The organism is uncultured Thiothrix sp. (assembly GCF_937876535.1).
GTDB lineage: Bacteria > Pseudomonadota > Gammaproteobacteria > Thiotrichales > Thiotrichaceae > Thiolinea.
This window is the reverse complement of sequence record NZ_CALFHZ010000021.1, coordinates 146,456-172,541: the sequence shown is the minus strand read 5'-3', so window position 1 is coordinate 172,541 and position 26,086 is coordinate 146,456. Positions and strand designations below refer to the sequence as shown.

Genomic DNA, 26,086 nt, shown 5'->3' with positions numbered 1-26,086 from the left:
ATTAAACTCCTGTGGTTTGCATGGTTGCGAGACGTTGGCAAGCCATCGCTAAATGACACCGATAAAGATGCCCAAACGAGGGGTAGTCATTGTTGGCTAACAAGCGTAAGGCTTCGCTGATTTCGGCATGGAGTAGTTCTGCTTCATAGCCAACATTTTTTTCATCCAATAAATACGGCCACATGCGTGCAGTGCGATAAAACAACTGCTCTTGCACTGCACGTAAGGGCTGATTCCCCACTAAATCCATAAAACTTAAGAACACCTCGACATTTACCTCTGCAAAACGCCGCTTCGGTTTGGGGTGTTTCGTAATACTTAAACAAGCCATTTGTAAGTTTTGTAGGCGCTGAATCAAATTTGCACTAGCTGCTCTCGGCGCTAGTACATCGATTAAACGCACTAACTCCATACGTAACTCAAACACTTCCAACAATTCGGGCATGCTTAATTCAGTCACAAAGTTACCTGCGCCATGCCGAATTTCTAACAAACCTTCTACTTCCAAACGATTCAACACGCGCCGTATCGGCGTGCGACTCACTTTGAATTCATCAGCCAGTTGCTCTTCTGATAAACGCGTACCTGGCTGATAGTCGAGCAAGATAATCCGCGAACGCAGTGTCTGATAAATCCACTGGAAACGCTGCTCTGCTTCAGAAATATTGCTGGGCATCTCAGTCATAAACATCGCTTAAACTCAAGTTGTATACAAATATATTAATAACATGTAAAAATAAACTTGAAAACTACAATTTAATCCACTAAAAATAAATATATGTATACAAATTAAGGTTAGCACGATGAAAGAAAGTCGCCGCCGCTTTGAGCCTGCTGAATACACAACTCGTCAAGCCAAAACCCGCTCTGCGATAGAAAAGCAAGGGCTGGATTTACTGATTGTCTCTGACCCTTCCAATATGTGTTGGCTGACGGGTTTTGATGGCTGGTCGTTTTACGTGCATCAATGCATAGTGATTGGAAGTAATGGTGAGCTATTCTGGTTTGGACGCGGGATTGATGCACCCACTGCTTATCTGACCACCGACTTGGCTCACAGTGAAGTGATTACTTATCCTGATCATTATGTGCAATCGCCAGATATTCATCCGATGGAATATCTAGCGGATAAGCTTAAACAGCGCCAATTGCATACTGGCAAAATCGGAGTAGAGAAAGACAATTACTATTTCTCCGCACGGGCGATGGAATCACTTGCACGCTCACTGCCTGATGCTCAATTTCAAGATGCGACCAGCTTAGTGAATTGGCAACGTGCTCTTAAATCACCACAAGAAATCACTTATATGCAGCGGGCTGGGCAAGTCATTGAACAGGTTTACCAACGGATTATGCAGGTTGCTGAACCAGGGATGCGTAAAAATGAGTTAGCTGCCGAAATTTTGCATGCAGGCACTTGGGGAACCGTAGAGCATTATGGTGATTACACTGCGATTGTACCGCTCATGGGGATGGGTGAAGAAGCTTCCGCTTGCCATTTAACCTGGGATGGCAGTCGCCTTGAGCCAGATAATGGCATGTTTCTAGAATTAGCCGGTGCACATCATCGTTATCATTGCCCAGTTTCTCGCACGCTTTATTTTGGTGAGCCACCCGCTAAATACCGCGACATTGAAAAAGTCATTGGAGAAAGTATTGAATTACTCTTGCCACTATTTAAACCCGGCAATACTTGTGGCGAACTGGCGCAAACTTTTTTCACTCATTTACACAAACATGCTTATGAAAAAAATAATCGTTGCGGTTATTCAATCGGCATGAGCTATCCACCGGATTGGGGCGAGCGCACCATGAGCTTACGTACAAATGATCAGACTGTTTTACAAACCGGTATGTGCTTCCATTTCATGCCGGGCATGTGGTTTGACGATTGGGGTTTTGAAATGACCGAAAGCATTACCGTGACCGAGCAAGGCGGTTTATGTTTAGCGAATGTACCACGGCAGTTATTGGTAAAATAAATGAGCACTATTGATCATCCCATTAAAAGCAGTATCGACTTTGCCAAAGATGGCATTCAGCACGGTTTTTTACGCTTGCCTTATTCCAGAAATGATTCTGCTTGGGGAGCGATTTTAATCCCAATTGTGCAATTCAAACACGGGCAAGGCTCGACTGCGCTGATTACAGGCGCTAATCATGGGGATGAATATGAAGGCCCCATTGCTTTATATAACTTCGTACAACGCACTGATTTAGCTAGCTTTCAGGGTCGAGTTATTATTATTCCAGCCATGAACTACCCTGCTTTCCAAGCTGGTACACGCGTTTCACCGTTGGATCATTTAAATATGAATCGGATTTTTCCGGGGAAAGTGGATGGTTCAGTGACTCAGGTTTTAGCTGATTATTTCAGCCGAATCTTATTGCCACTGGCTGATTATGTACTTGATATTCATTCTGGTGGAAAAACTTTAGATTTCTTACCTTTTGCGACTTGCCACGAATTAGAAAACAAACCACAGCAAGTTGAATGTGAAGCAGCAATGCAAGCTTTTGGCGCGCCTTATACGTTGAAGCTTTTAGAAGATACGCGTGGCATGTATGACCATCAAGCTGAATCAATGGGTAAAATATTTGTCTCCACTGAATTAGGTGGTGGTGGAACAGCTCATCCACACTCAATTGCTATCGCTAAACAGGGAATAGAAAACTTTCTAATTCATGCTGGTATTCTAAAGCAAGCTGACTCTATTCAAGCAACTACTAGCCAACACCTAGTCATGGATCAATATAGTTATGTATTTTCTGAACATCAGGGTTTATTAGAACCTTGTGTGACTTTGGGAGAAATAGTGGAGGTTGCACAATTAATTGCGCGCATTCATTCAATAGAGCGCACGGATCAAAAACCACATGCTTATTATGCACCACGTAGTGGCATTATCATGGCTCGACATGTACCTTCTTTAATAAAAATGGGTGATTGTCTGCAAGTAATAGCTGGCCTAGAACACTAGCCTTAACAAATTGCAAGTTTTTTTTAAAAGTTTTCCACACCCCAGAACGAGAAAACTATCCACTTGTCAAGTTCTTTAGTATCAACGTTCTAGTTAGTATTATCGAACAAGAATATTTTTAAGTATTTGATTTTAAAATAAAAAATGAATTGATTAATTTTTAATCAATTTGTTAACATCTACGATTCACCTGCGGTACAGAAGAATATCCGCAAGATACCCACAGACTTATCCACAGGTTCTGTGCATAACCCGTAATTTTCTTTATGTAGCAAGGGTTTGTCATCGTTCTGACACAAATCTGTGCACCAAAAAATATATTCCGCTACGGTTTGAGCAATCCTGTAAAATCATTGAATGGAAGCAAAACTACTCATCGCTGTCCCACGGCCGTTGCGGACTTTATTGACCTACACTGAGCAAACAACTAACCCTACTGAAATTTTAGGCTGTCGCGTTTCGGTATCTTTAGGGCATGGTAGTAGCATTGGGGTAGTTTTGGGCGTGGCCGATGCGCAAGCAGCAAGTCAATACAAACTTAAGCCCATTAAAGCTTTATTGGATCGTGAGCCTTTATTGGATGCTCATTTACTAGAGCTTATCCAGTGGGCGGCACGTTATTATCAACATGCGATTGGTGAGGTCGTATTTACTGCACTCCCTAATGCCTTACGCGATGGAAAGCCCATACCTCAAACTATTAATTGGCAAGCTCTGCCTAAGCCGGAAGCGAGCAATCAGCTGAAGCGCGCTAAACGTCAGGCAGATTTGTATCAATGGCTTATGCAGCAACCTGCCCCATGCTCAGCTAGCGCGATTCATGCACACTTAGGGGATGGTTGGCGGCAAGTTTTGGCGGCTTTAATAGACAAAAATTTAGTTCAAGAGAACCTTAGCCTCCCACAAGCCAGCTTGCCTTCTTTGGGTAAAGTAACACCTAAACTGGAACTCAGCGAGCAACAAAACACTTGTCTTGAGCAATGTAGGGTCTGGATGCAAGCATCTAACCCCCAACCCACATTGCTACATGGAGTGACAGGTAGCGGCAAAACCGAAATCTATTTACGTCTCATTGAAGATGCTTTAGCGAAGCATAAACAAACCCTGATTCTTGTCCCTGAGATTGGCCTGACGCCACAGTTAGTACAGCGCTTCAGTGATCATTTCCCTGAGCAACGTATCAGTTCTTTGCATTCAGGCTTAAATGATACAGAACGTCTACAAGCCTGGATGGAAGCGCGTTCTGGACAAGCAGATATTGTGATCGGTACGCGCTCGGCTGTATTTACAGCTTTTGCTCATTTAGGCCTCATTATTATTGATGAAGAACATGATACTTCCCTCAAGCAGCAAGAAGGCTTTCGGTATCATGGCCGTGATTTAGCCATTAAACGCGCGCAAATGCTGAATATCCCGATTCTAATGGGTACTGCTACGCCAGCTTTAGAAACCTTGCATAATGCTGATCAAGGGCGTTATCACTATTTCCGTCTCGAACAGCGCCCCGGCAAAGCACGTCAACCGAGTTTAGAAGTACAAGATATTCGTGGGCATCATTTGCATTCGGGCTTAAGTAAGCTAACCATGCAAGCCATCGAGCGTACTTTAGAGCGCAATGAACAGGCAATGCTATTTATTAATCGGCGTGGGTTTGCGCCGATGTTACTCTGCCCAGCTTGCGGTTGGTTAGCGCATTGCCCTGCTTGTAGTGCGAATATGACTTACCATGCGCGCAAGAGTCGAATTATTTGCCATCATTGCGGTGCTGATGAGCGTGCGGAATCACATTGTCCTGCTTGTAGTAATCCACAATTGATTACTCAAGGACATGGTACTGAACGGATTGAACTGGTTTTGCAGCAATATTTTCCTGAAACACCCATTGTACGGATTGATCGGGATACCACTAGTCGGAAAGGATCACTCGAACGGCATTTAGAAACTGTACGCACCACTGAACGTTTGCTACTAGTGGGTACGCAAATGTTGGCTAAGGGACATGACTTTCCCAATCTAACCCTCGTGGTTATTTTGGATGTGGATGCCGCACTGTTAAGCTCGGAATATCACGCTTTGGAACGGTTTGGGCAATTGCTTACGCAAGTAGCTGGGCGTTCAGGACGTAGTGATAAACCGGGGCATGTGATCTTGCAAACCACACAACCGCAGCATCCAATGTTGCTGACTTTACTCCAAAGTGGTTATCTAGCTTTTGCGCGGCAGTTGATTGAGGAGCGTAAACGTTGGCAGTTTCCACCGTTTAGTTACCAAGCGTTGATTCGTGCCGAAGGAGCTGAAATGGAGCAAGCTTTGCAGCATCTTGAGCAACTACGTGCCCTCATTCCAAGTCAAGCAGGGGTGTTTATTATGGGTCCGGTACCTGCACCCTTAGAAAAGCGCGCAGAACGTTATCGAGCGCAACTTTTAATTCAAGCAGAGAACCGCAATTTACGCCACCTGTGTTTAAATTATTTAACTAAGCTAGAAAAAAATAGCGCAAACCAAAAAAGCATTCGCTGGTCTATAGACATAGATCCTGTAGAATTATCATAATGCTGGGTGGACTTGTTGCCACAATACATTAACTAAACCTCAGGATTGCGTAAGTTCACTGCGCCACTAATGGATTAATTATGATCATGACTAAAGATTTCAAAATAACAGAGACTACAGCTTCTTCACAATATGGGATTAGCTGGGTTTTAGGTGGGATCGCGGTCGGCTTATTAGCAGGTGCGGTCGTGTATGCTTTAATGAGTCCCAAAACACCTGCTGTCTCAGCCGCTACGCCAGGGACTTCCCCTACTCTAGCTAGCTCAAGCCCTACTAGCCCATCAACTAGCACTTTAAATAGCTTGGAGGATAAGCCAGTCGCTACCGATAATCGCCCTGGTTTTAGCTACCATGCAGTCCTACCACAATTAGAAATGTCTGTACCTATTAGTGTGCATGAAGATAACCCCGATGGTGATACGCCTAAAGCTACAGCTGAAGAGAAAAAGCCAGCACAAAAAGAAAAAGTGACTGAAAAAGTGGCTGAAATTGAAGCATCTAAACCTGAACCTGGCACTGCAGTTGAAAAAACATCAGCGACCAGTGGCGGTAAAGTCATGTTTCAGCTGGGTGCTTATAAATCTGAAGCGCAAGCCAATCAAATTCAGCGCTTAGCTAGCCAAAAAGGTTTAAATACCCGTGTGGAAGCGTCTGAGATTAAAGGCGAGCGTTGGTATCGGGTACGTTTAGGGCCAACCAATGACCCAACTACCGCAAATCGTTGGAAACAGATGCTTTCAGGTATGGGAATTAGCGCAATGGAAATTCGTCTGTAATAATAATATTGATAACTTTAGTAGAATAACTATTGGCAACAGTTAAAGGAGTACACATGGCTTATTTAGATACAGGAACTGGTTTAGTTGTCGCGCAAGCCTCAGAAGCTGAGCGCGCTGGCTTTATCCGTCGCACCTATCTGCATTTGGGTGGTGCTATTTTAGCTTTCACCATTTTGGAAGCTTTATTGATTCGCTCTGGGGTTGCTGAATCCTTCGTCGGTATGCTCAGTGGTAGTAAATGGTCATGGCTAGTAGTAATGGCTTTATTTATGGGCGTGTCCTATATCGCTGATCGTTGGGCACACTCAGCCATTTCCCGTGGCATGCAATACGCAGGTCTGGGCCTGTTTGTGGTGGCTGAAGCAATTGTCTTTATGCCGCTCATTTATATGGCACTAAAATTTACTGCTGCCACTGGCTCAAACGTCCTCTTGAGCGCTGGTTTAATGACTTTAATGCTCGCAGGTGGCATTACTTTTACCGCGTTTAGCACGAAGAAAAACTTCTCGTTCTTGGCTCCGTTTATCACAGTCGGTGGCTTCGTAGCTTTAGGTTTAATCTTAGCGAGTATTATTTTCGGCTTTAGCTTAGGTTTAGTATTCTTTGGTGCGATGGTGATTTTTGCGGGTGCAGTAATGCTCTATCAAACTTCACAAATTATCCATGAGTACAATAGCGAGCAATATGTAGCTGCTTCTTTAGGTTTATTCTCAAGCGTTGCTTTAATTTTCTGGTATATCGTCCAGTTCTTAATGAGCTTGGGTAGCAGCGAATAAACTAACTGTTATTTAAGCGAGAAGGCGCTACTCTGTAGCGCCTTTTTCATTTCTACTTGTTAACTATTAAATACTCGATTATGGGCACTTACGTTATTGGTGATATTCAAGGTTGCTATGAACCTTTGCGGCGCTTGCTGGATAAAATCCGTTTTGACCCCAAACAAGATCAGTTGTGGTTTGCGGGTGATTTAGTCAATCGGGGTAAGCATTCTTTAGAAACTTTGCGCTTTGTGCGTACACTTGCGTTAGAAAATGCGGCCTTATGTGTATTAGGCAACCATGATATTAGTTTAATTGCAGCTGCTTACCGTATTTTAGAACCGCATAAAAGCTTACGTAAATTGATGGACGCACCGGATCTATGCGAACTAGTTGACTGGTTACGTCAATGCCCTTTTATGTATCTCGACACAACTAAACAAGCGATTTTAGTCCATGCAGGCATTTCACCAGAATGGGATGTAGCGACTGCTCAAACTCAAGCACGCCGTTTAGAACAAGCTTTACAACAAAAAAATCCAAAAGTCTGGCTTGAAACGGCTTATGGCAATAAGCCATCTGCATGGCAAGCCTGTCAAACTCAAGAGGAACAAGATCGTTATAGCCTGAATGCTTTTACGCGGATGCGCTTTTGTTTTCCAGATGCAAGCTTAGAATTTCAACAAAAATTGAACCCTACGCTAGTTAGTCAGTCTCAACCAGAACTAATACCTTGGTTTTCCCATCCTAATCGTTTGCCTATTCCTTACACAATTCTCTTTGGGCACTGGTCAACTTTAGGGTATTATCAGGAGCATAACGTAATAGCGCTGGATACGGGCTGCGTGTGGGGCGGTACTTTAACTGCGCTAAATATTGATACTAAAAATAGTCTAGGGCAGGCTTGTCACGAGTATGAGCGACGAGAAAAAGGATAATGCGCCCCAACCTTCTAATTATGTGGGCACTATTAAAGTTAATGTATTAGGCAAAGATTATTATGTCCAAACTAGCACACCACCGATGAGTGCTAGTCTTGAAGAACTTGAGCGTGCCTTAAAACATAATCGTGAAATCATTGGGCAATCCCAAGAGCAAATGAAGGCAGCGGTCATTGATCAGATATTTATGTTCAAGCCCCCCATGCTCATCAACTTCGATAGTCCTACGCAAAATGCCATTATGGCGCATATTAATATCAATATTTTGATTCCCTTGATTAATTTGCGCGGGGGCAATGCGGTCTTTGAAAAAGCCGAAACCTTTCATGTCAAATCACGGGTAGAAATTATGCGCAATGCTGCCGAGCGGGTGGCTTATATGGAACAGCAAGCTAAAACCAGCCCCGTGAAATCTGCCTTTGTGATTGTCGTGGTGCTGGCTTTAGTGATGTCAGTCTTGTTAGTGAATCAGGTGTAAGCCAAAATCTCGACCACAGAAGCTTCTAGCGCAGGTAAGTCGGGAATTAAACAAACCAACTGCGAAATCCGTACTTGCCGTGCGACATAAGGGCAACGTTGCGTATTGCCACTATAGTCGTCTCGCAAGGTATCTTCACTGATCTCTACCGTTTGTAAGCCTCCCTGTACTTGGAGAGCAATAAAAGGCAAGTCATCACAGTCTGATACTGTATGTAAAATCAAGCAGTTACTAGCAGTTTCGATATTCCCCTCACCTAACATGCAAAGTGACTCCAACGAAACGACAGGGACAGGGCGATTTAGCCAACTCAACCAACCCAAAATCCCTGGCATCGTTGAAGTTTCTAAATGATCAACTGTGACCATTTCCGCAATCAAATTAAAAGGTACAATCAAGCTACCATGCTGCAAACGCAAGACCGCACATTTTATCATTGGCTTCTTAGTATTCATGCAGCCATCTCCTCAGCCCACTCAGGATTTAATGCTAAATAACGCCGAATCAAGGCCATTAGCTCTTGGTTTTGATAGGGTTTCCCTAAAAAGCTATTCGCCCCTAGTTGCTCAGCCCGCTGCTGATGTTTTTCAGCAGTACGCGAACTAATCATAATAATCGGTACATGATTCCAATCTGGATTTTGCCGAACCGTTTCTAACACTTCGAAGCCGTCCATACGTGGCATTTCAATATCCATAAGGATCAAATCAGGATCGAACTTCTCGATAATTTCTAGTGCTTCCAGTCCATCTTTAGCCGTACCAACCTGCATATTTTCGCTAATTAACAGTTTTTCAGTGACTTTACGTACTGTAATTGAGTCATCGACCACCAAAATATGTGGACGCTCGTGACGTTCTGGAGCTGGAATGACAAACGCTTTTTCATTTGGCTCAATAGTGCTTGCCACCCCGTTGACACGTAAGGCTAAATCAGCCATGTCTGGCAAGAGGACTACCTCACCATCGCTGGTAATCGTTGCAGAAGAATAGAAACGGCTTTCTTTGAATAAATTCCCTAGGGACTGCAAGACGACTTCGCGGCGCCCGAAAATTTTATCAACGATCCATGCAATACAATGCCCCCCACTGGTACGTACAAAGACTACCGGATAGACATGATCATCCTGCAAGCTTAATTGCGTACCTGGTTCTAACAAGGCACCTAAATAGCGTACGGCATAATTATTACCACTAAAGGAAATAAATTTATCGGTTTGATCCAAATGCTCACGTACCTTAGTCAAATCTAAGCGAGATAAACCTTGTACGTAACCCAGTGGTACTGCATAAGTTTGAGTTTGCGTACCCACAAATAAGACTGGATTCGCGGCCATCGCGAAAGGTAAACGCATTGTGAATAAAGTACCTTGCCCTTCTGTAGAGCTAATTTGTAGATGGCCACCCAACGCTTTCACTTCAGAGCTGACCACATCCATCCCCACACCACGACCCGAAATTTGACTCAACGAACTAGCTGTCGAAAAGCCCGGACGTAAGATTAAACGCATAGTCTCTTGATCAGACAAGAGATCTTGCGGACGTACTAAGCCTAGCTCCTCAGCCTTGGTGCGCAAACGCTTACGATTCAACCCCCGTCCATCATCCTGTACTTGGAAAATAATTTCTGTATCTTCACGGAATACTTTTAAGGTGATATGTCCCTGTGCTTCTTTGCCAACAATCGTACGCTCTTGTGGGGGTTCAATTCCATGTGATACAGCATTCCGCAGTAAATGTTCAATGGGTGCTGTCATGCGCTGTAATAAATGACGGTCTAGCTTAAAGGCCTCTCCATCGATAGCTAAATTGACCTCCCGTCCGAGCTCAGTAGATGTCTGACGCACAATGCGTTTTAAGCGCGGTACAATCACCATCGCTTCAACTAAACGTGTTTCCAATAAGTCTTGATGCAAATAACGGCTGGAACTAAGCGCATCTTTTAACACCATGCCACTATTGCGTAACTGCACCCCTAGATCAGCTTCAATATTCACTAAGTCATTTAAACTTTCTGCCAAAGCACGTGAGAGACGCTGCAATTCAGAATATTGATCCATCTCGAGAGGGTCAAAATCAGCCCCTTTATTTTGCGCGGCAGCGGATTGTCGATAGCCTGCATGAATTTGTGCCTCCGTTTCTAACTCTAAAGAGCGCAATAATTGCTTTAAACGCGAAGCGGTACGACTAAATTCACTAACATCATCTGCCATAATCTGCAAACGTTCACTCAGAGCATTCTGCTGCATATTTAGGCTACCTGCCCGATCAATCATCTTATCCAAAAAGACTGCGGGTAGACGAATTTGCTCTTGGGCAAGCACAGAGTTGGCATCCTCTCCTAAATGCAGGGTAGTCTGTTTAGTTTCAGCTTTTTTCTCTACTAAAACCGATAAATCTGGCAAGGTTTGCGCCTTTTCCGCCAATAAGCGCTCTAGTAAACTATCATACGTTTTAACTGGCGCACTAATCTTTGGTGCATTTAAGTAGGCTTCTGGGCTTTGAGTGTCATCCACTTTAGACACTGTATGAATCATTGTTTTAGATTCAACCGGTTCAGTTGTCTTAGTTGCGGCTGGTGGTTTAAGTGTTGGCTCTACTTGTGTTGGCAGAAGTGTTGCTGCTGGCGCAATTATCTCCGGAACAACCTGCTCTTGTTCGGCTGGCATGGCATCCAAAGCCATATAGCGCTCAGCTAAACTATTAATTTGATCAACTAACCCCTGTAATACACGGAATTTCGCAGTGACCTCTTCAGGGCTAGCATGCCGTCCTAACTTCTCTAATAAAGTCTCTGATTGATGTGCTAAATCACCTAAATCCATTAAGCGTGCCATGCGCGCACCCCCTTTCAGAGTATGCAGCTCACGCTCTAAAGAACGTCTAAGCTCCCAATCCGCTGGTTTAGCATTAAGAGCTTGCATCCACTGATCAATATTTTGCAATTGATCAGGCAGCTCCTCACGGAACATATCCCAAACTAATTGATTTTCACTTTGGTCATCAAAATCATCTGAAACGATGGGAGCTGTTTCCAGATTCTCTAGATTGGTTGCCGTTGTGTCACTCGGTGCTAACCAAGCTAAAGCATCATTCGTTTCAGTGACCGAGATAGATTCTGTTGTTACTAAGCTGGTAGCTAAGTCTGAGACAGCTCCCAACTCAGGCAAATCTACCCTATGTTCAGTAGTGACTAAGAAATTATCAGTAGAACCATCATCCAGCGTTGGACTTAAGAAATTATCGTCATACTCTAGATTGGTGGGTAAAGTTTCATCCACCACTTCAGCGGCAGTGATAATAAAGTCCGAAGTCGCCAGCTCAGAAGCTGCTTCCTCTTTCTTCGCACTAGGGTCTTTAGACTCTAGTTGGATAATTGAATCAAACAAGAGTAAATCGGGATCCGCACTAAATACGATATTTGGATCACGGATAAAATCTTCGACCTTTTTGATCTCAGCCTTTGCGTCATCATCAGTTTGAATAGCCGTTAAAAAGAAATCTAAGCGCTTAGTCAGGTAGTGCGTGGATTGATTGAGCAGCTCACATAAACGATCATTGACCGGCAAGGTTTTTTCTAAAACTTGATTGAGCATACGCTCATGTGCCCAGGCATAATCACCTAACGCTAAGGCACCTGCCATGCGCCCACTACCTTTACAGGTATGATAGCCACGACGGATTTCTTTTAATGCTTCAGAAAGAGTACGTTGTTCAATCCAGTTGGGAATCCACTCTTGGAAGTTGGCTTGGATTTCAGTGATCTCTTCAACGAAGATTTCGTAGATATCATCGCCAACCTTCTCACGTAAAGTTGACGAATCATATGGCTCAGCCTTGGTACTATTAGCTTTTGCTGGCTCTATACTGACAGTTTTAGGACTACTTGGTGTAGGTACAACCGCTAGGCCTCGGTTAACAGGCGCTGGTTGCGTAGCTTCTGGTACAGAGTCGATGGTGTCTGCTGTTTGGCTTTTTTTTTATGCTCCAGTTCAGCCTGCGCCTGTACTAGATCTGCTTCATGGACTAAATCAAGTTTGGTGTAATTATCTAGCTCATGTAGTTTTTCAAAGCCAACTGGCAAGAGGGGCAGATGATCTTCATTATTGCTGATACAAGACAAGGCCGCCTCAAGCAAAGTCATAATATCCGCAACACAATGAATTTCCTCTAAAGCAGGCTTACGCTTAGAAGCTTGCAGATCCTTAGCCAGATACGCCTTCACACCTTGAGCTAAAGGTTGAATTTCTTGATGGCCTAAAATCTCTAATGTGCCGGAAATATTGCGTAATACTTTAGAAATTTCATCTAGATGCGCAAAATTACCTTCTTCCTGATGGAAAGCAGCTAATTCTGCTTGAGCTTTAGCTAAAGAAGTTAACGCAGTACGTACTACTTCACGTGCCGCCCCCATTTCGCTACCACTTTGACCCTCACCAAAGAAAATTTCCTCAGTCCGATCATAGCCAGTCTCAGCATATTCACGCAGCACACTTTCTAATTTAATATAGTGCTCGCTCATGCGCTCTAAAAGATCAGAAGTGATTTGCTCAGCTGCTACTGCAGCCTGTTGTTCAGTAGCAATTTTATCAGTTAAATCTGCAACCGTACCTAAGCCCAACATACCTAAAGTTTGCGCTAGACTACCTGTACGTTTAGCCACATCTCCCAGCAAAGTGGTTGGATGCTCGCGATGCCCCAAGCTTTCTACTTGTGACATTAACAGCGCTAACTCATCTTGCAGTGAAGAGGAAACCGCCTGCCAAAGTTCGCGCCCCGGCTTAGTATAATAAGTGCGCAACTCTTGTAGAGTACCACCTTTAGGTAAATACAAATCTAAATGATAGGCTTGTTTTACTTCACCTAAAGTACCGTCACTTTCTTCAGCTAAACCAACGTAATACAGTAGATTTTTCAGAAGCTCATCAGGTAAAGAGGCATTATAGGCGGTTTCTTGTAAATCACCGAAGCGCCGAATTTCCCGCTCCATCCGCCCCATCAGCAATTTAACTGCAGCACTATCTTCAAGTTTATTTTCTTCTAAAGCCTGTAATAAACCGCTAGTAACCCACCATAAAGCACGTAAACGCTCTTTTTCATGCAGGGTAATCATATTGACTGCTACTTTACGCGCAGCCTGCAAGTGAAAAGCCGGACGATCATTATTAAACCAACCTAGCAGAGCCTTTTGCATATAAAAACGCAGGCGCTTCGTGGCTTGATCCAATTTATCCGCAGGCAAAGACATATATTTATCAGTGCCAATTTGCTCATTAGTCACTACCCCTTCCGCAGGTAGGAATACTAAATGCTCAGACAATAACTCAGCTTCGCGCGCAGCCCTCAGGTTATTCAACATAGGCAACACGATTACTGGCAAGTCTGCATAGCCATCGCGTAAATGCTTTAAGTATTCAGAAAGTTGCAACAAACCATCAGCCGTAATAGTGCAAGCTTCTTGCCAGTTTTTAACTTTTTCTTGGCGAATCGCATCCATTAAAAGGACGATTTCCCGCCCTAGCATATAAGCACCTTCGGTATCTAGAATATCTAGTACGCCTAAGACATGCCGTGCTTTGCTAATAGCGGTCTCTAAACTAGGTACAGCCGTATCGCTCACATAGGTAGAAAATGATTGACGCGTTTCGGCTAAGACTTTCTCAGTTTCCCCAAGTACCCATCCCAGACGACTAGCTAGACTCGATTTATCAGAAATCATGCGACTTGCGCCCCCATACGTCTGTCCATTTTTTTATAATCATTATTATTGTTCATCATTTTCTGCCTTCTACTTGGTCGACCCGGCTTTATTCAAAGTAAAGTCGGCAATCGAACGCCGCAATTCATTCGCAGTTTCGTTCAAGTTGGAAACAAGTTCGGTGGTTTCTTTACTAAACTGTTCAGTTTGTAGAGTACCTTCTTGAATTGATTGCATCGTGCTGGTAACCCGCGTTGCCATGTCTGCTTGCTTAAAGGAAGCATCAGAAATATTTGCAATCAAACGCGCTAAACTAGTAGAAACCTCTTCAACCTCATCCAAGGCAGCCCCTGCCGACTCTGCATTACGTGAGCTGGTAACAACCCGTGCAGTGGTTTGCTCCATCGAAGCAATCGCCTCTTGAGTATCGGTTTGAATCGCACGTACTAATAAGTCAATCTTGCGACTTGCTTCGGCTGAGCGTTGAGCTAATTGTTGTACTTCATCGGTCACACGTTCAAAACTGCGCCCACTACCTGACATAGAAGAGGTTTGTATAGAGGCATTTAAAGCTAAAATATTGGTTTGTTCGGCAATATCATTCATCAAACGAACAATGTCACCTACTTCCTGCGAAGTTTCCCCAAGACGCTTAATTCGTTTCGAAGTGGATTGGATTTGTTCACGTACTGTCACCATATCACTCATAGCACTACGTACTGTGTGTGCACCTGCCTGAGAAATTTCTAGTGATTTACGTGCAACTTCAGTAGAGGCTGCCGCATTCCGCGACACTTTATGAATTGAATGAGTCATGGCCGCGATTGCTGAGGAAGCCATCGAAATTTCTTCCGATTGACGTGTACTTGCTTGAGATAATTGGGAAATACGCTTATCCGCAATTTGGGCGAAACGAGTCAAGCGACCTGAAGTATCATCAATTTTAATAACCAGCTCACGTAGAGCATCAACCGCATAGTTGACTGAGTCGGCAATTGCACCCGTGATATTTTCGGAGACAGTAGCACGAATCGTTAAATCCCCTTCTGCTAAGGTACTCATTTCATCCAGCAAGCACATAATCGATTCTTGCTGTTCCGATTCGACCTTACTCCAAGCGGTTTGTTGGGTATAAAAACGGTAAAATAAATACGTAACCCAGAGAATATTCAGGAGGATAATAAAACAGCCCAACACCCCAATGCGCATGGCTTGCTGATAATCAAACCAAGAAGAGCCGACAATAAACAAAATAATCATGCCGATGATGCTGAACAACAACAGACCTATCGGAATCCAGATCATTTTTCCGGTAAAAAATGTGTTTGAGAGTTGCATTGAATTATTCATTTGTTCTTATTCTTGTATTCAAGCTCGCTCATTAAACAGTTGCAGCTGAGAGCTCAGGCAAGCGCTGCTGCTCTAAACCACGCATTAAAATTCGTGCCTGTAAGATAGGCATGACTTCACCATTTATTACAATGCATTGCGTCGCAAAGGAACGCCAAACATTTAAGTTTTCAGTTAAGGCCTTAATTTCTGCGCTATCAGACCAAATGTGGCGAATCCCAATCAATTCGTCGACTTTGATCCCAAACCATTCTTCTTGCCCTTGTATAACTAAAATCCGTGCTGATAATTGATTGACCGATCCACTGGATCGACCGAGAAACAACATACGCCCATCTAACACATTCAATAACTGGTTACGAAAGTAACCGATGCCTAACATCCAGTTCGGCGTGCCTAGCACTTTAGTTAATTTACTGGGTGCTATCACTTCATCGACTTCATCCTGACGCAGTACACAGCGCCAAGGTCCTATCTTTACCACTAAGGCTGACCATGCTTGGATCGGCCCTTGTTGTTGCTCTGCCTCAAGCTGGCGTTTTTTCTCTCTTAATAGAGCTAAACCGACCAGCAATTCATAAGGGCTGGCCATGTTTTATCCTCCAGGCAAGTACTTATTGATTGCCTCTAGAAGCTGCGGCAATTTAACCGGCTTAATCATATAAGCCTTAGCACCCTGTCGCATGGCCCACAGCCGATCCGTTTCAGTGGATTTGGAGCTACACACGATAATTGGTATATGCTTAGTATCTGCATTCCGACTTAATTCACGTGTTGCCTGAAACCCATTTACTAGGGGCATCACCACATCCATCAAAATCAGGTCTGGCTTGCAAACACGCGCAACCTCAATGCCTTCTTGCCCATTACATGCAATGCTGACCTTATAGCCATGATGCTCCAGCAGCGACTTGAATACTCGAGTCTCTGTCAAAGAATCATCAATAATCAGCACATGTTTGGCCACTATTGACTACTCCCGAGTAGTAGCTGCATCCCCAGCTTTCTCTTGGTTGGCTTGGAGATGTGGCAAAACATGACTGTAAATAGTGGACAATAAGTCCTGACGGGTAAACGGTTTAGTTAGATATTTATCCGAACCTGCCAGACGTCCACGAGCTAAATCGAATAAGCCATCCTTACTGGAAAGCATGATCACTGGGATATCTCGATAATTACGATTAGCTTTGATAAGGGCGCAAGTCTGATACCCATCCAAACGCGGCATCATAATATCTACGAAGACAACATCTGGCTTAAAGGTAGCAATGATTGGTAGGGCTTCAAAACCATCAGAAGCGGTTGTTACCCAGCACTTGTATTCAGATAACAAAGCCTCTGCGGTTCGCAGAATAGTTTTGCTGTCATCGATGATGAGTACCTTCAGGCCTGACAGGTCGCGACCTGGATTAACTTGGTTTGGATCTGACGTATTCACGCGCGTCGCTCTTTATCTATTTTTATTTATGTTTTTTAAAGGTCAGCTGATCACATCAGCAAGCAAACCCACAAACAACCCAAGGCTGCTTATTTACCGATAGATTCTGACTGACTCGCACCATGACCATTAAGGTTAATACTCAGTCTAAAGAAACCTCTGTCGCTCACAAAGGTTCTTCGGACAAGCGCATCAAGCCGCTGTCTGGATGGTAGTTATCGGTCCACTCACCAAAGTGAGATGCGTAATTTCTGGAGCACAATTACGTCTAATCGGTAAGCCCGTTGTGCCAATCCCTCGACTGGTATAGACCCAAGACTGATTGACTCGATGCAAGCCTTGAACATACTTCTTGCCTAAATAAGGCCGAATAAACGGTTTCCCCGGCTTTACTTGGACTTGTCCCCCGTGGGTATGCCCTGAAAGCTGCAAAGAAATCCTTGTATCATTTGCATACCAATCGATCATATCTGGCTCATGTGCCAACAGCACTACCGGTATATTACCCTGATGCTCGGCTAACGTGGCCTTAATATCTGGTTTTCCGAGCCAACCATCATCAATTCCCGCCAAATGCAAACAATAATGCCCGACTTGAATATCTAAACCTTGATTACACAATACTTTAATCCCATTGCGCTCAAAGGTTTGGGTAATTAAAGCAGCATTCGCTTTGATATCATGATTTCCCAAGACCGCGAATAAACCAAAACGGGCATTTAATTTAGCTAAGGCTGGCGCTAAATCTAAAATATCTTGCTCATCATGCCAAACATAATCTCCAGTCAAAACGACTAAATCTGGCTTTAACAAATTAGCACGCACCACCGCCCGTTCAATATGCTCTAATTGCGTAAATGGACGTAGATGCAAATCGGTCAATTGCACAATCGTAAAGCCCTCTAAAGAAGGTGGCAAATGGGCAATTGGAATTTCAGTAAACTCCTCGACTAGCCAGCGAATTTCATTACGCCGTACTGCATGACGCTCATCATGGAAATAATCGAATTCCCCGATTTTATTCAGCACCTTTTGAGGTGTTTTACCTGCTTTCAGCATCACTAGACCTCTGCAATCAATGGTTTACATCCCATTGCGAAACTCTTCATTAAATAAACCGTCTGCTGCTCTAACAGGTGCTAAGGCTTGTGCATAACGCTCTAAAATCCCTAAAGCCCAGTGAATGCGCTTGCGATAATAAGCGTCCGTCTCTGAGTCATTGGTAGTGGCGTCTTCATTTAATACGTTGGTAACCTGACGTATAATAATATGCTCTGGAAGGTAGCAAATACGATTATTTTTGTAACTACTCATTCTCAGTTCAGCCACAGGATAAACCCCACCCGTTGAGGATGACACAGCAATAATTAATGCTGGCTTATGCGCAAGTTCATTTTTCCCCCAGAGTAAGAAAAAGTTCTTTAAGCCTGAAGTCACTTGCCCATGCCATTCGGGCGTAATAATGACGAAAGCATCACTGGCTGCTAGTTGTGCTGACAAAGGTGCTAAGACTTGGCTCCATTGAGACGTTTTGTCCCAAATCGATTCATCCCAGAGTGGCAAAGGATTACCTGCTAAACTAAAAATTTCAGCTTGAATACCTTGTGCGGTTAATACAGTTTGCACATGCTTTGCGACTTTTTCGCTTTGAGAGTTGTGACGATGACTACCACTAATAATCGTAATTTGCATGACTACCCCTTGATCAGACTCGGCTAAGCACTTTAACAGGAAGGTCGCTAAAAAAGAAAAACCGGACATAAAGCCCGGCTTCTTATCTCTACATAATGAAACAACTACAGACCCATCAGATAAATAAGCAAATATCTGAATCACCAGCAAATTCTAAGAAAGAGGCCGCACCTGCATATTCAACCCCATCCATGAACTCGGAATGCTCCATATCAAATAAATCAACAGTCATTTGACAGGCAATAAATTTAACATCAGCTTCAACACAGAGTTCGCGTAACTCACTCAAATCAACTACCCCTTTACCCGCCATTTGCTTTTTCATCATGGTGGTCATCATCAACTGCATACCAGGTAAAGTTTGGAGGATCACTGGAACAGGAAACGGCATAGGCATCGCAGGATTACCGAGGGAGGTTACTGACAATTTCATATCTTTCTTCAATAATTGTAGGCCATAAAATGTGAAGAAAATTTTCACATCATACCCAAGTGCTGCTGCGGTTGAAGCTAGAATGAAAGGTGGATACCCCCAATCTAAGGTGCCCTTGGTCGCAATAATTGCTAATTTCTTTGCCATAACTCATTCCTTTTATTTCCACCTTGAGCCTCCGCGCATACTAGCTGCGAAAGCCCTCCTCTCCAAGCTACCCACTAAAACCCAAGGCTTTAAGCGGCAGGACGTACAATCTGATAGCCCGACTGATACCAGCCAATAATGCCACCACGTAGGTTAATCGCATCAATACCCGTGGTTTGCTTTAGATACATACAGGCTTGTGCAGAACGTGCTCCACTACGGCAATAAAGTACAATTTTCTCATCACTTGCTAACTCATTCATCCGTAAGGGTAAAATATGCAAGGGCAAAAATTCCGCACCTTCAATAATTCCTTGCTGAAATTCCGCTTCAGAACGCACATCCACTAAGCGTAATTTTTCTCCATTATTGAGCATGCTTTTCAATTCTGCTGCATCAACTTCATTAATTCCGTACATAGGGCTCTCTGAAAAACAAAACATTAAATTATAATAATATTCTAATAATAGGTCTTTTTTGTCAAGTTAAGCCCAACTGCTAAGCTAAGCTTTGCAACTAAAAGCTATGCAGTGTCATCTATAGTTGAATTATATAAATGAGCGATCTAGGTAATCACCACCATGTTAAACCGACTTATGCTCTTCACAGCTCTCTTAGCCAGCAGTGTTGTCTTAACAGCTCCAATGTATGCGGCTGATTTAAACTTAAAAATCCCTGAAATTGAGATGCCAGATATTCTGGGCAGTACCGGTACCCTAGGCACTGCTCAAGAACAGCAAGAAGGCTTAAACCTCTTACGGGAGTTACGTAGCCGTCGCCCATTCATTGAAGATCCAACTTTAGCGGATTGGATTAATCAACTCGGTCAACGCCTTGCCAGTCGCAGTCCCAATAGCGGCAAACTGTACTTTGTCATTGAAAAAAATAATGTTGTGAATGCTTATACCCTGACCGGCGGCGTAATTGTCATTAATTCTGGCCTTATTCTCAGCACTCAATCTGAAAGCGAATTAGCAGCCGTCATGGCTCACGAAATAGCCCATGTGTCGCAACGACATATCGCGCGGATGCAGGAAGACAGCAAAAATAGCCCTCTAATGACTGGTTTAGGCGTACTAGCAGGTGCTGCAGTCGCAAGCCAAAGTCCTGATGCTGCTCAAGCTATTGTCACTGGCACTTTGGCCATGCAAGCCCATCAGCAAATTGTCTTCAGCCAACGAGCGGAGGCAGAGGCGGATCGCGTAGGCTTAAGAACCCTAGCCAGTGCAGGCTTCAATACTGAAGCTATGCCCTATTTTCTAGAGAAATTAGAACGTAGTGAAAGTAGTACCTATGGTGACCTCACTAAATATTTATACACTCACCCAATGTCGATTGATCGCTTGAGCGATACACGTAGTTTAGTTAATCAACTGCCAAAACGTAAACCGCAGGATAATTTGGATTATGTATTTGCGCGTGAGAAGCTAAGAATTATCACAGGGCAAAATGCAGCGCCTTTAACTGCTACTAATCTTAAGAGTATCGCGGCTAATTATGCGCAAGCTTATCAGGCCATACGCTTAGGCAACCCCAATGCAGCTAGTAGTATTAACGCTAATTCGGTAACTACCACCATTTTACAAGCCCAAGCACTGAATGACTTAAAACGCTATACCGAAGCGGAGCAACGCTTACAAAGCATTGTAGGCCAAGCCCCTACAAATACGGCCTTAAATTTAGCGCTGGCAGAAAGTCAGTTAGGCCAAAATAAAACAGCGTTAGCGATGCAGACCTTAAGCAAATTGCGCCTCACCGAAACAACAGGCTTAGAGTTCTTTGAAGACGCACAACGCTTAGCACAACAAGCTAATCAACCGGCTGAAGCGAGCTTCTATAATGCCTCACGCAGCTTACGCTTAGGCGAATATCAACATGCGGTAGCAACTGCTGAACAAGCTTTAAAGCTGCCGAATAGCCAAGTCACTACTTTGCGAAATTTACGTAACTTACTAAATGAAGCACAGCGGCAAGTACTGAATACTGCACAAGGTTGATATAGACTGCTGAGCTGAACAATTGCTCAGCAGTTACTCTCTGCTATTAAAGCTTATGAACACTCGCCACCCTGTGCAAAGCCAATTACTTTGTGATCAGAGCAAGCTTGACAGTCATTAGCATAAGTTTTCTGCTCTGTATTTAAGCAGGGCGCTAAATTACATTGCATCTGCATTTTGCGTACTGCGCAGACAGGAGCGTAAACTTCATAGCATATTTCTGGGCGTGGTTCCTTGCAGGCTATAAAATTGGCATTAGTCACTACCACTGTAGGGACTTTCGGCAACAATAAGGGTTGGTCTGCTGTGCTAACGCTTAAGAATAAGCCCAATAGTAGGCCTGCCCCCCCAGAGCTAACCCAGTTCATGATTCACCTCGCTAAAGCATTACTATTTTCGTACATTGATCACTTGCAGCCTCCACAGGGAACACGTACTCTAAACGGCTCATTATTTGCATCATTAGGGAGTTTATAATGAACCTGAATCTGGATCGGGCACGCACTAATATGGTGGAGCAGCAGATTCGTCCCTGGGCTGTGTTAAATCAGACAGTTTTAAATACCTTCAGGTTTCTTCCTCGCGAAAAATTCGTTCCCGCGCAATGGCAGAATCTGGCCTTCTCCGACATCGAGATTCCACTCGGGCATGGTGAAGCTATGATGTTTCCGCGGATTGAGGCACGTATGCTACAAGACCTTGATGTTCAGCCCAATGACGAATGCCTGGAAATTGGCACTGGCAGTGGCTTTGTCACAGCATGTCTTGCACATATGGGCAAACACGTTGATAGTGTTGATTTATATGCTGATCTATCCCAACAGGCGGAAAAAAACCTTCATTCAGTGGATATTAACAATTTTAATCTCTATATCGATGATGCAGGCTACGGATGGGAGGGAAATCCCGGCAAACAGTATGATGTGATTGCTGTCACTGGCTCAATCCCGCAATATCACGCAGGCTTTGAGCAACGCTTAAATATTGGTGGGCGCTTATTTGTGATTGTGGGTCTTGCCCCAACTATGCAAGCTATGTTGATTACTCGCGAAGATCATAGCCAATTTAATCGGCAAGTTTTGTTTGAAACTGTGCTTAAAGCCCTCGATGGTACTGAGCCAGCAGCAAAGTTTCAGTTCTAACCATGCAAAATTGGACACCCCAAGCGCTAGCTCATCAATTAAACACTGCAGCGAATGCAGTGCAGTTATTGGATGTACGCGAGCCTTGGGAATACCAGATTGTGCATCTTGAAAACTCACAATTAGTACCTCTCACTCAGCTCACTAATTATGCTTTAAATGAACTGAGTAAGGATTTACCCGTCATAGTTATTTGTCATCACGGCATTCGCAGCGCGCATGCTTGCTATTTGTTAGAGCGCTTAGGCTTTCAAGCAATTAACCTCACTGGGGGTATTGACCGTTGGGCCCGCGAAATCGATCCTTCAATACCTATTTATTAAAGATCACACCAAACCCGTGCTAAACCGCTATAATGCTGAGCAATAGGGCTAGCCTATTTTAAGATTGGAAAGACCATGAAAAGAGTATTTTTGACGACACTAATAGCAGCGAACCTATTATGGGTGCTTCCTGCTCAAGCGGAGACACTCCTTCAAGTCTATCAACAAGCCAAAACCTATGATGCGCAACTCAAATCCCAAGAAAGCAGCTATTTAGCAACTTTAGAAAATAAGCCACAAATCTTAGCCTCCAAAAAGCCACAAGTTAACTTTAATGCAAATGCTAATTTTAGCGACCAATACACACCTTATGATGGTCTTGCCAAAAATAGCAATGGTTTAACGAGCACCTATACTTTGGGTGTCACTAAGTCAGTCTATAACCGCGCCTTAGATGCACAAATTGATAAAGTTGACTCCCAAATCGTCCAAGCCGGTATGCAACTAGACGCTCAGCGCCAAGCACTGATTTTGCGTGTAGCTCAGCCTTATTTTTCTTATTTATTAGCGAAAGAAAATCTACAAGTTGCTACTACTGAAAAGAATGCCATCAAGCGCCAACTCGCTCAAGCTCAAGCCTTTTTTGATGTTGGACGCTCAGCCATTACCGATGTAAAAGAAGCTGATTCACGCTATAACCTCGCAGTGGCGGGTGAAATTGCCGCCAAAGAAAACTTAGATATTGCACGTGAGAATTTACGAGTACTTACTGGAAAATCCTATAAAGACTTATTAGGTGCACAACCAAATCTGTCTTTAAGCGTACCAAAACCACAAAGTATGGAAGCTTGGGTAGAAATGGCGAAGCGTTCTAGCAAATCCCTTCAAGCTGCTCGTCAAGCCATTGAGGTTGCACAAAAAGAAATTGAAATTCAACGCACTAGTGCACGCAATCCCGTTGTGAATATTTATGCGCGCCATACAGGAAGCATTACTGAAAGTAGTAGTTCGGCTTTAGATCCACGGGTTTTAGGTGCACAGGTCGGGGTGGAGTTAAATGTTCCCTTGTATCAAGGGGGTGCAGAAGATTCGAAAATTCGGCAAGCTCAACATCAGTTCCGCCAAACTCAGCAAGAATATGACTATCAAGAACGCCTAATTGAGCAACAAGTACGGAGTGCTTATTTGAGTATTGAGTCAGCAGTCAGTCAAGTTAAAGCCCAACAGCGTGCTTTAGCAGCAGCAGAAACGGCTGCTGATGCCACTAAAGTCGGTTTTGAAGTAGGTACCCGGACTGCAGTGGATGTGCTCACAGCCCTCCGTGATGTATTTGCGGCTCGGCGTGATTATGCAACTGCCCGCTATAACTACCTCTTAAGTACTTTGCAATTGCGTCAAGCGGCAGGAACTTTATCTGAAAATGATATTAAGCAATTGAGTGCTCAGCTTAATCGCAAATAAGCCTGTAATAAACCAGCTTAAAATTAGGTGCTAAGCGTAAGGACTAGCACCCAAACAGGGTATTAAACTATTAAACTGTCTGAGTACGTAAATATTCTTCATTAATTTGTAGTGCTTTTGCATAAGCAGGCCGAGCATGTAAACGCTGTACATAATCTTTAAATACAGGCTTTTCTTCTATCGTTTTAAACAACATTCCCCAAGCTAGATGTGAACCAACATATACATCAGCTGCACTGAAGTGCTCACCCGCAATATAAGCGCTAGCTTTCAACGCAATCGCTAAAGCATGAGTAGTTTTTTGGTAATTACCAAAGCCTAAGAAAACTTCTTGCTCAGGAGTTACTAACCAATTTTGGGATTTCACAGTTACTGCCTGCTCTAAAGGCCCAGCGGCAAAAAACAACCAGCGGAAATAAGCAGCGCGATCTTGAATATTGCTTGGAATCAGTTGCTTTTCTGGATATTGATCGGCTAAATAGGCACAAATAGCCGCTGTCTCTGTGACAATAGCAGTACCATGAGTGATAGCTGGTACCTTCCCCATCGGATTAATCGCTAAATACTCAGGGGCTTGCATACTAGTCGCATAATCTAGCCAGACAATCTCATAAGGTTCGCCTAGCTCCTCCATCATCCAATGAGCAATACGCCCGCGTGATTGAGGATTGGTATATAAGACTAATTTACTCATGTTGTTTCCCTAGTAAGTTTCAAATTAAGCGGCATCATGGGCATCTTGTAAGGCTGCTAGATCAAACTTCTTCATGCTCAACGTGGCTCGAGTCACTGCAGTGGCTTTAGCCGGATCGGAACTAGCAATTAAGTTAATGGCTTGCGGATTAACGAGCTGCCAAGTCTCCTTGGCGGTTTTTGGATTAGAGTGTAGCAGTAGACTACTGACAGCTTGGTGTCAGTAGTGCTTAACCTTTAGTAGGCTTGAACCCCATATTTCAATAATAATCTTGGCAAAACATCATCAAGATTCTGCACCTCTTTATCTTGCAGCTCTATAAGATTAAAGCCGTATTTATGATAGAGTGCAATTTTCTTTTTCTTTCTAGCCAAATACTTAGAATCATTTTCATAGCCCCAGTACTCAAGATAGACTTTTCCTGTAGGAATATAAAAATCGCAATAAACATCTTCTTCAATAGGCAATTTTCTTTCGTAAGCATGAACAATTTCAGCCATGTATAGCCAATTATCAATTAACATCTCTGCTTTTGAGCGTACCATGTGACCATCTGCACTTCGATGTTTTGCCTCAAACTTTTCTCTGAACTCAACAGACTCTTCGTTGGTAGCTTTGGTTAGTTCAGGCTCAGGTAAAGTATCCAGTCCTTTGACGTGTCTGATTGTTTCATTTAATGATTTTGCTTGAATAATTCCCTCGGGCCAACGCACATAAGGAATACCTGATTTTTTATCTTCTGACTGAATTCCTCCCTGTTTTTTCCCTTGTTCAGTAACGACCCAGCCTTTTAAACCTTTTTGTACCCATCCTAACTCTGAAATAATGAAATTTATTTTATTTGCTGGCAAATCAAAATTTTTACCAATACTGGTTGAGGTAATAAGCTGGGAGTTAGCTTGAGGTTTATTCAGATTAAGATCTTCTGGCCAAACAATGTATTGACCATATTGAGCAGACTCTTTAATAGAGCCACCATTTTTAATCCCTGAATCTGTCAGAATCCAGTTATCATCTTGTTTTAGAATATATCCAAGCTCTACAAGCTGAGAGAACAATTCTTTTGGTGGGATATTATGAATTTTAGCTAATGCTGTTGTTGATACTTGACTCATCTAACTTGAATCCAATTGGTTCTTTAGAATAAGTAAATAGCATGCCTAGTTGTAAGTTTCAGCTTTTTCCGATAAACCACTTTTATAGACTGGCAACTTTAGTTAGAAATAGCCCCTATTACATAACAAAATAATTTTTCAATAAAAAAAGCCTGCTTTCGCAGGCT

General features: G+C 43.4%; 26 protein-coding genes. 11 read left to right on the top strand and 15 right to left on the bottom strand.

The genetic code is table 11. The annotated features are described in order from the left end of the window. Position 1: 1 nt before the first annotated feature. Positions 2–685 (bottom strand): GntR family transcriptional regulator, encoded by a 684-nt coding sequence (locus tag Q0230_RS15260; protein WP_298611040.1) that lies wholly within the window; start codon positions 683–685, stop codon positions 2–4. A gap of 118 nt (positions 686–803) precedes the next feature. Between Q0230_RS15260 and Q0230_RS15255 the strand changes: the two genes are divergently transcribed. The 7 genes from Q0230_RS15255 (at position 804) to Q0230_RS15225 (ending at position 8,490) form a co-directional block, all read left to right on the top strand. Next, on the top strand, positions 804–1,982 hold the full coding sequence (locus Q0230_RS15255; RefSeq protein ID WP_298611039.1) for a M24 family metallopeptidase: 1,179 nt from the start codon (positions 804–806) through the stop codon (positions 1,980–1,982). Continuing rightward, complete coding sequence (gene doeB / locus Q0230_RS15250; protein ID WP_298611038.1) at positions 1,983–2,981, top strand: N(2)-acetyl-L-2,4-diaminobutanoate deacetylase DoeB; 999 nt, start codon at positions 1,983–1,985, stop codon at positions 2,979–2,981. Positions 2,982–3,338: 357 nt separating this feature from the next. Beyond that, complete coding sequence (locus tag Q0230_RS15245; protein ID WP_298611037.1) at positions 3,339–5,534, top strand: primosomal protein N'; 2,196 nt, start codon at positions 3,339–3,341, stop codon at positions 5,532–5,534. A gap of 80 nt (positions 5,535–5,614) precedes the next feature. Beyond that, positions 5,615–6,310: an SPOR domain-containing protein gene (locus Q0230_RS15240; RefSeq protein ID WP_298611036.1), complete on the top strand. Its 696-nt coding sequence runs from the start codon at positions 5,615–5,617 to the stop codon at positions 6,308–6,310. 56 nt (positions 6,311–6,366) lie between these two features. Next, entirely contained in the window at positions 6,367–7,089 is a 723-nt protein-coding gene (locus tag Q0230_RS15235; RefSeq protein WP_298611035.1) for a Bax inhibitor-1 family protein, read from the top strand. Positions 7,090–7,169: 80 nt separating this feature from the next. Beyond that, the gene (locus Q0230_RS15230; protein WP_298611034.1) at positions 7,170–8,009 is read left to right on the top strand and encodes a symmetrical bis(5'-nucleosyl)-tetraphosphatase; all 840 of its coding nucleotides are present in this window, start codon (positions 7,170–7,172) and stop codon (positions 8,007–8,009) included. Next, entirely contained in the window at positions 7,987–8,490 is a 504-nt protein-coding gene (locus Q0230_RS15225; RefSeq protein ID WP_298611033.1) for a hypothetical protein, read from the top strand. The genes Q0230_RS15230 and Q0230_RS15225 overlap by 23 nt, the downstream gene beginning before the upstream one ends. On the opposite strand, the gene Q0230_RS15220 is transcribed toward Q0230_RS15225, so the two are convergent. The 11 genes from Q0230_RS15220 to Q0230_RS15170 all read right to left on the bottom strand — a co-directional run bounded on the left by Q0230_RS15220 (position 8,481) and on the right by Q0230_RS15170 (position 19,666). Next, positions 8,481–8,945 carry a chemotaxis protein CheW gene (locus Q0230_RS15220; RefSeq protein ID WP_298611032.1) on the bottom strand — a complete coding sequence of 155 codons (465 nt, stop codon included), beginning with the start codon at positions 8,943–8,945 and terminating at the stop codon, positions 8,481–8,483. The genes Q0230_RS15225 and Q0230_RS15220 overlap by 10 nt on opposite strands. Next, a complete protein-coding gene (locus Q0230_RS15215) occupies positions 8,942–12,268 on the bottom strand; it encodes a response regulator (protein ID WP_298612092.1) in 3,327 nt (1,108 codons plus the stop codon). The genes Q0230_RS15220 and Q0230_RS15215 overlap by 4 nt, the downstream gene beginning before the upstream one ends. Before the next feature lie 125 nt (positions 12,269–12,393). Further along, positions 12,394–14,208: a hypothetical protein gene (locus tag Q0230_RS15210; protein ID WP_298611031.1), complete on the bottom strand. Its 1,815-nt coding sequence runs from the start codon at positions 14,206–14,208 to the stop codon at positions 12,394–12,396. A gap of 69 nt (positions 14,209–14,277) precedes the next feature. Beyond that, on the bottom strand, positions 14,278–15,537 hold the full coding sequence (locus tag Q0230_RS15205; protein ID WP_298611030.1) for a methyl-accepting chemotaxis protein: 1,260 nt from the start codon (positions 15,535–15,537) through the stop codon (positions 14,278–14,280). A gap of 31 nt (positions 15,538–15,568) precedes the next feature. Next, on the bottom strand, positions 15,569–16,129 hold the full coding sequence (locus tag Q0230_RS15200) for a chemotaxis protein CheW (protein ID WP_298611029.1): 561 nt from the start codon (positions 16,127–16,129) through the stop codon (positions 15,569–15,571). A 3-nt stretch (positions 16,130–16,132) separates the two neighbouring features. After that, positions 16,133–16,504, bottom strand: coding sequence for a response regulator (locus tag Q0230_RS15195; protein WP_298611028.1), 372 nt, complete (start codon positions 16,502–16,504; stop codon positions 16,133–16,135). Positions 16,505–16,510: 6 nt separating this feature from the next. Beyond that, on the bottom strand, positions 16,511–16,975 hold the full coding sequence (locus Q0230_RS15190; RefSeq protein WP_367274142.1) for a PleD family two-component system response regulator: 465 nt from the start codon (positions 16,973–16,975) through the stop codon (positions 16,511–16,513). A 192-nt stretch (positions 16,976–17,167) separates the two neighbouring features. Next, a complete protein-coding gene (locus tag Q0230_RS15185) occupies positions 17,168–18,034 on the bottom strand; it encodes a metallophosphoesterase (protein ID WP_298612085.1) in 867 nt (288 codons plus the stop codon). 24 nt (positions 18,035–18,058) lie between these two features. Continuing rightward, entirely contained in the window at positions 18,059–18,736 is a 678-nt protein-coding gene (locus Q0230_RS15180; protein WP_298611027.1) for an NADPH-dependent FMN reductase, read from the bottom strand. A 46-nt stretch (positions 18,737–18,782) separates the two neighbouring features. Next, the gene (locus tag Q0230_RS15175; RefSeq protein ID WP_298611026.1) at positions 18,783–19,247 is read right to left on the bottom strand and encodes a DsrE/DsrF/DrsH-like family protein; all 465 of its coding nucleotides are present in this window, start codon (positions 19,245–19,247) and stop codon (positions 18,783–18,785) included. Positions 19,248–19,336: 89 nt separating this feature from the next. Then, positions 19,337–19,666 (bottom strand): rhodanese-like domain-containing protein, encoded by a 330-nt coding sequence (locus Q0230_RS15170; RefSeq protein ID WP_298611025.1) that lies wholly within the window; start codon positions 19,664–19,666, stop codon positions 19,337–19,339. A 162-nt stretch (positions 19,667–19,828) separates the two neighbouring features. Between Q0230_RS15170 and Q0230_RS15165 the strand changes: the two genes are divergently transcribed. Beyond that, the gene (locus Q0230_RS15165) at positions 19,829–21,244 is read left to right on the top strand and encodes a M48 family metalloprotease (RefSeq protein WP_298611024.1); all 1,416 of its coding nucleotides are present in this window, start codon (positions 19,829–19,831) and stop codon (positions 21,242–21,244) included. Between the two features lie 53 nt (positions 21,245–21,297). Here Q0230_RS15165 and Q0230_RS15160 read toward each other — a convergent pair whose 3' ends face one another. Further along, positions 21,298–21,612, bottom strand: coding sequence for a hypothetical protein (locus Q0230_RS15160; protein WP_298611023.1), 315 nt, complete (start codon positions 21,610–21,612; stop codon positions 21,298–21,300). Between the two features lie 108 nt (positions 21,613–21,720). Here Q0230_RS15160 and Q0230_RS15155 point away from each other — a divergent pair, with 108 nt between their 5' ends. The 3 genes from Q0230_RS15155 to Q0230_RS15145 all read left to right on the top strand — a co-directional run bounded on the left by Q0230_RS15155 (position 21,721) and on the right by Q0230_RS15145 (position 24,110). Next, positions 21,721–22,386 (top strand): protein-L-isoaspartate O-methyltransferase, encoded by a 666-nt coding sequence (locus Q0230_RS15155; RefSeq protein ID WP_298611022.1) that lies wholly within the window; start codon positions 21,721–21,723, stop codon positions 22,384–22,386. A 2-nt stretch (positions 22,387–22,388) separates the two neighbouring features. Continuing rightward, positions 22,389–22,709, top strand: a complete 321-nt coding sequence (locus tag Q0230_RS15150; protein ID WP_298611021.1) for a rhodanese-like domain-containing protein — start codon at positions 22,389–22,391, stop codon at positions 22,707–22,709. A gap of 90 nt (positions 22,710–22,799) precedes the next feature. After that, positions 22,800–24,110: a TolC family outer membrane protein gene (locus Q0230_RS15145; RefSeq protein WP_298611020.1), complete on the top strand. Its 1,311-nt coding sequence runs from the start codon at positions 22,800–22,802 to the stop codon at positions 24,108–24,110. A 70-nt stretch (positions 24,111–24,180) separates the two neighbouring features. On the opposite strand, the gene Q0230_RS15140 is transcribed toward Q0230_RS15145, so the two are convergent. Further along, positions 24,181–24,804, bottom strand: coding sequence for a glutathione S-transferase family protein (locus Q0230_RS15140; protein WP_298611019.1), 624 nt, complete (start codon positions 24,802–24,804; stop codon positions 24,181–24,183). A 236-nt stretch (positions 24,805–25,040) separates the two neighbouring features. After that, entirely contained in the window at positions 25,041–25,919 is an 879-nt protein-coding gene (locus tag Q0230_RS15135; RefSeq protein WP_298611018.1) for a hypothetical protein, read from the bottom strand. Between the last annotated feature and the right edge of the window lie 167 nt (positions 25,920–26,086).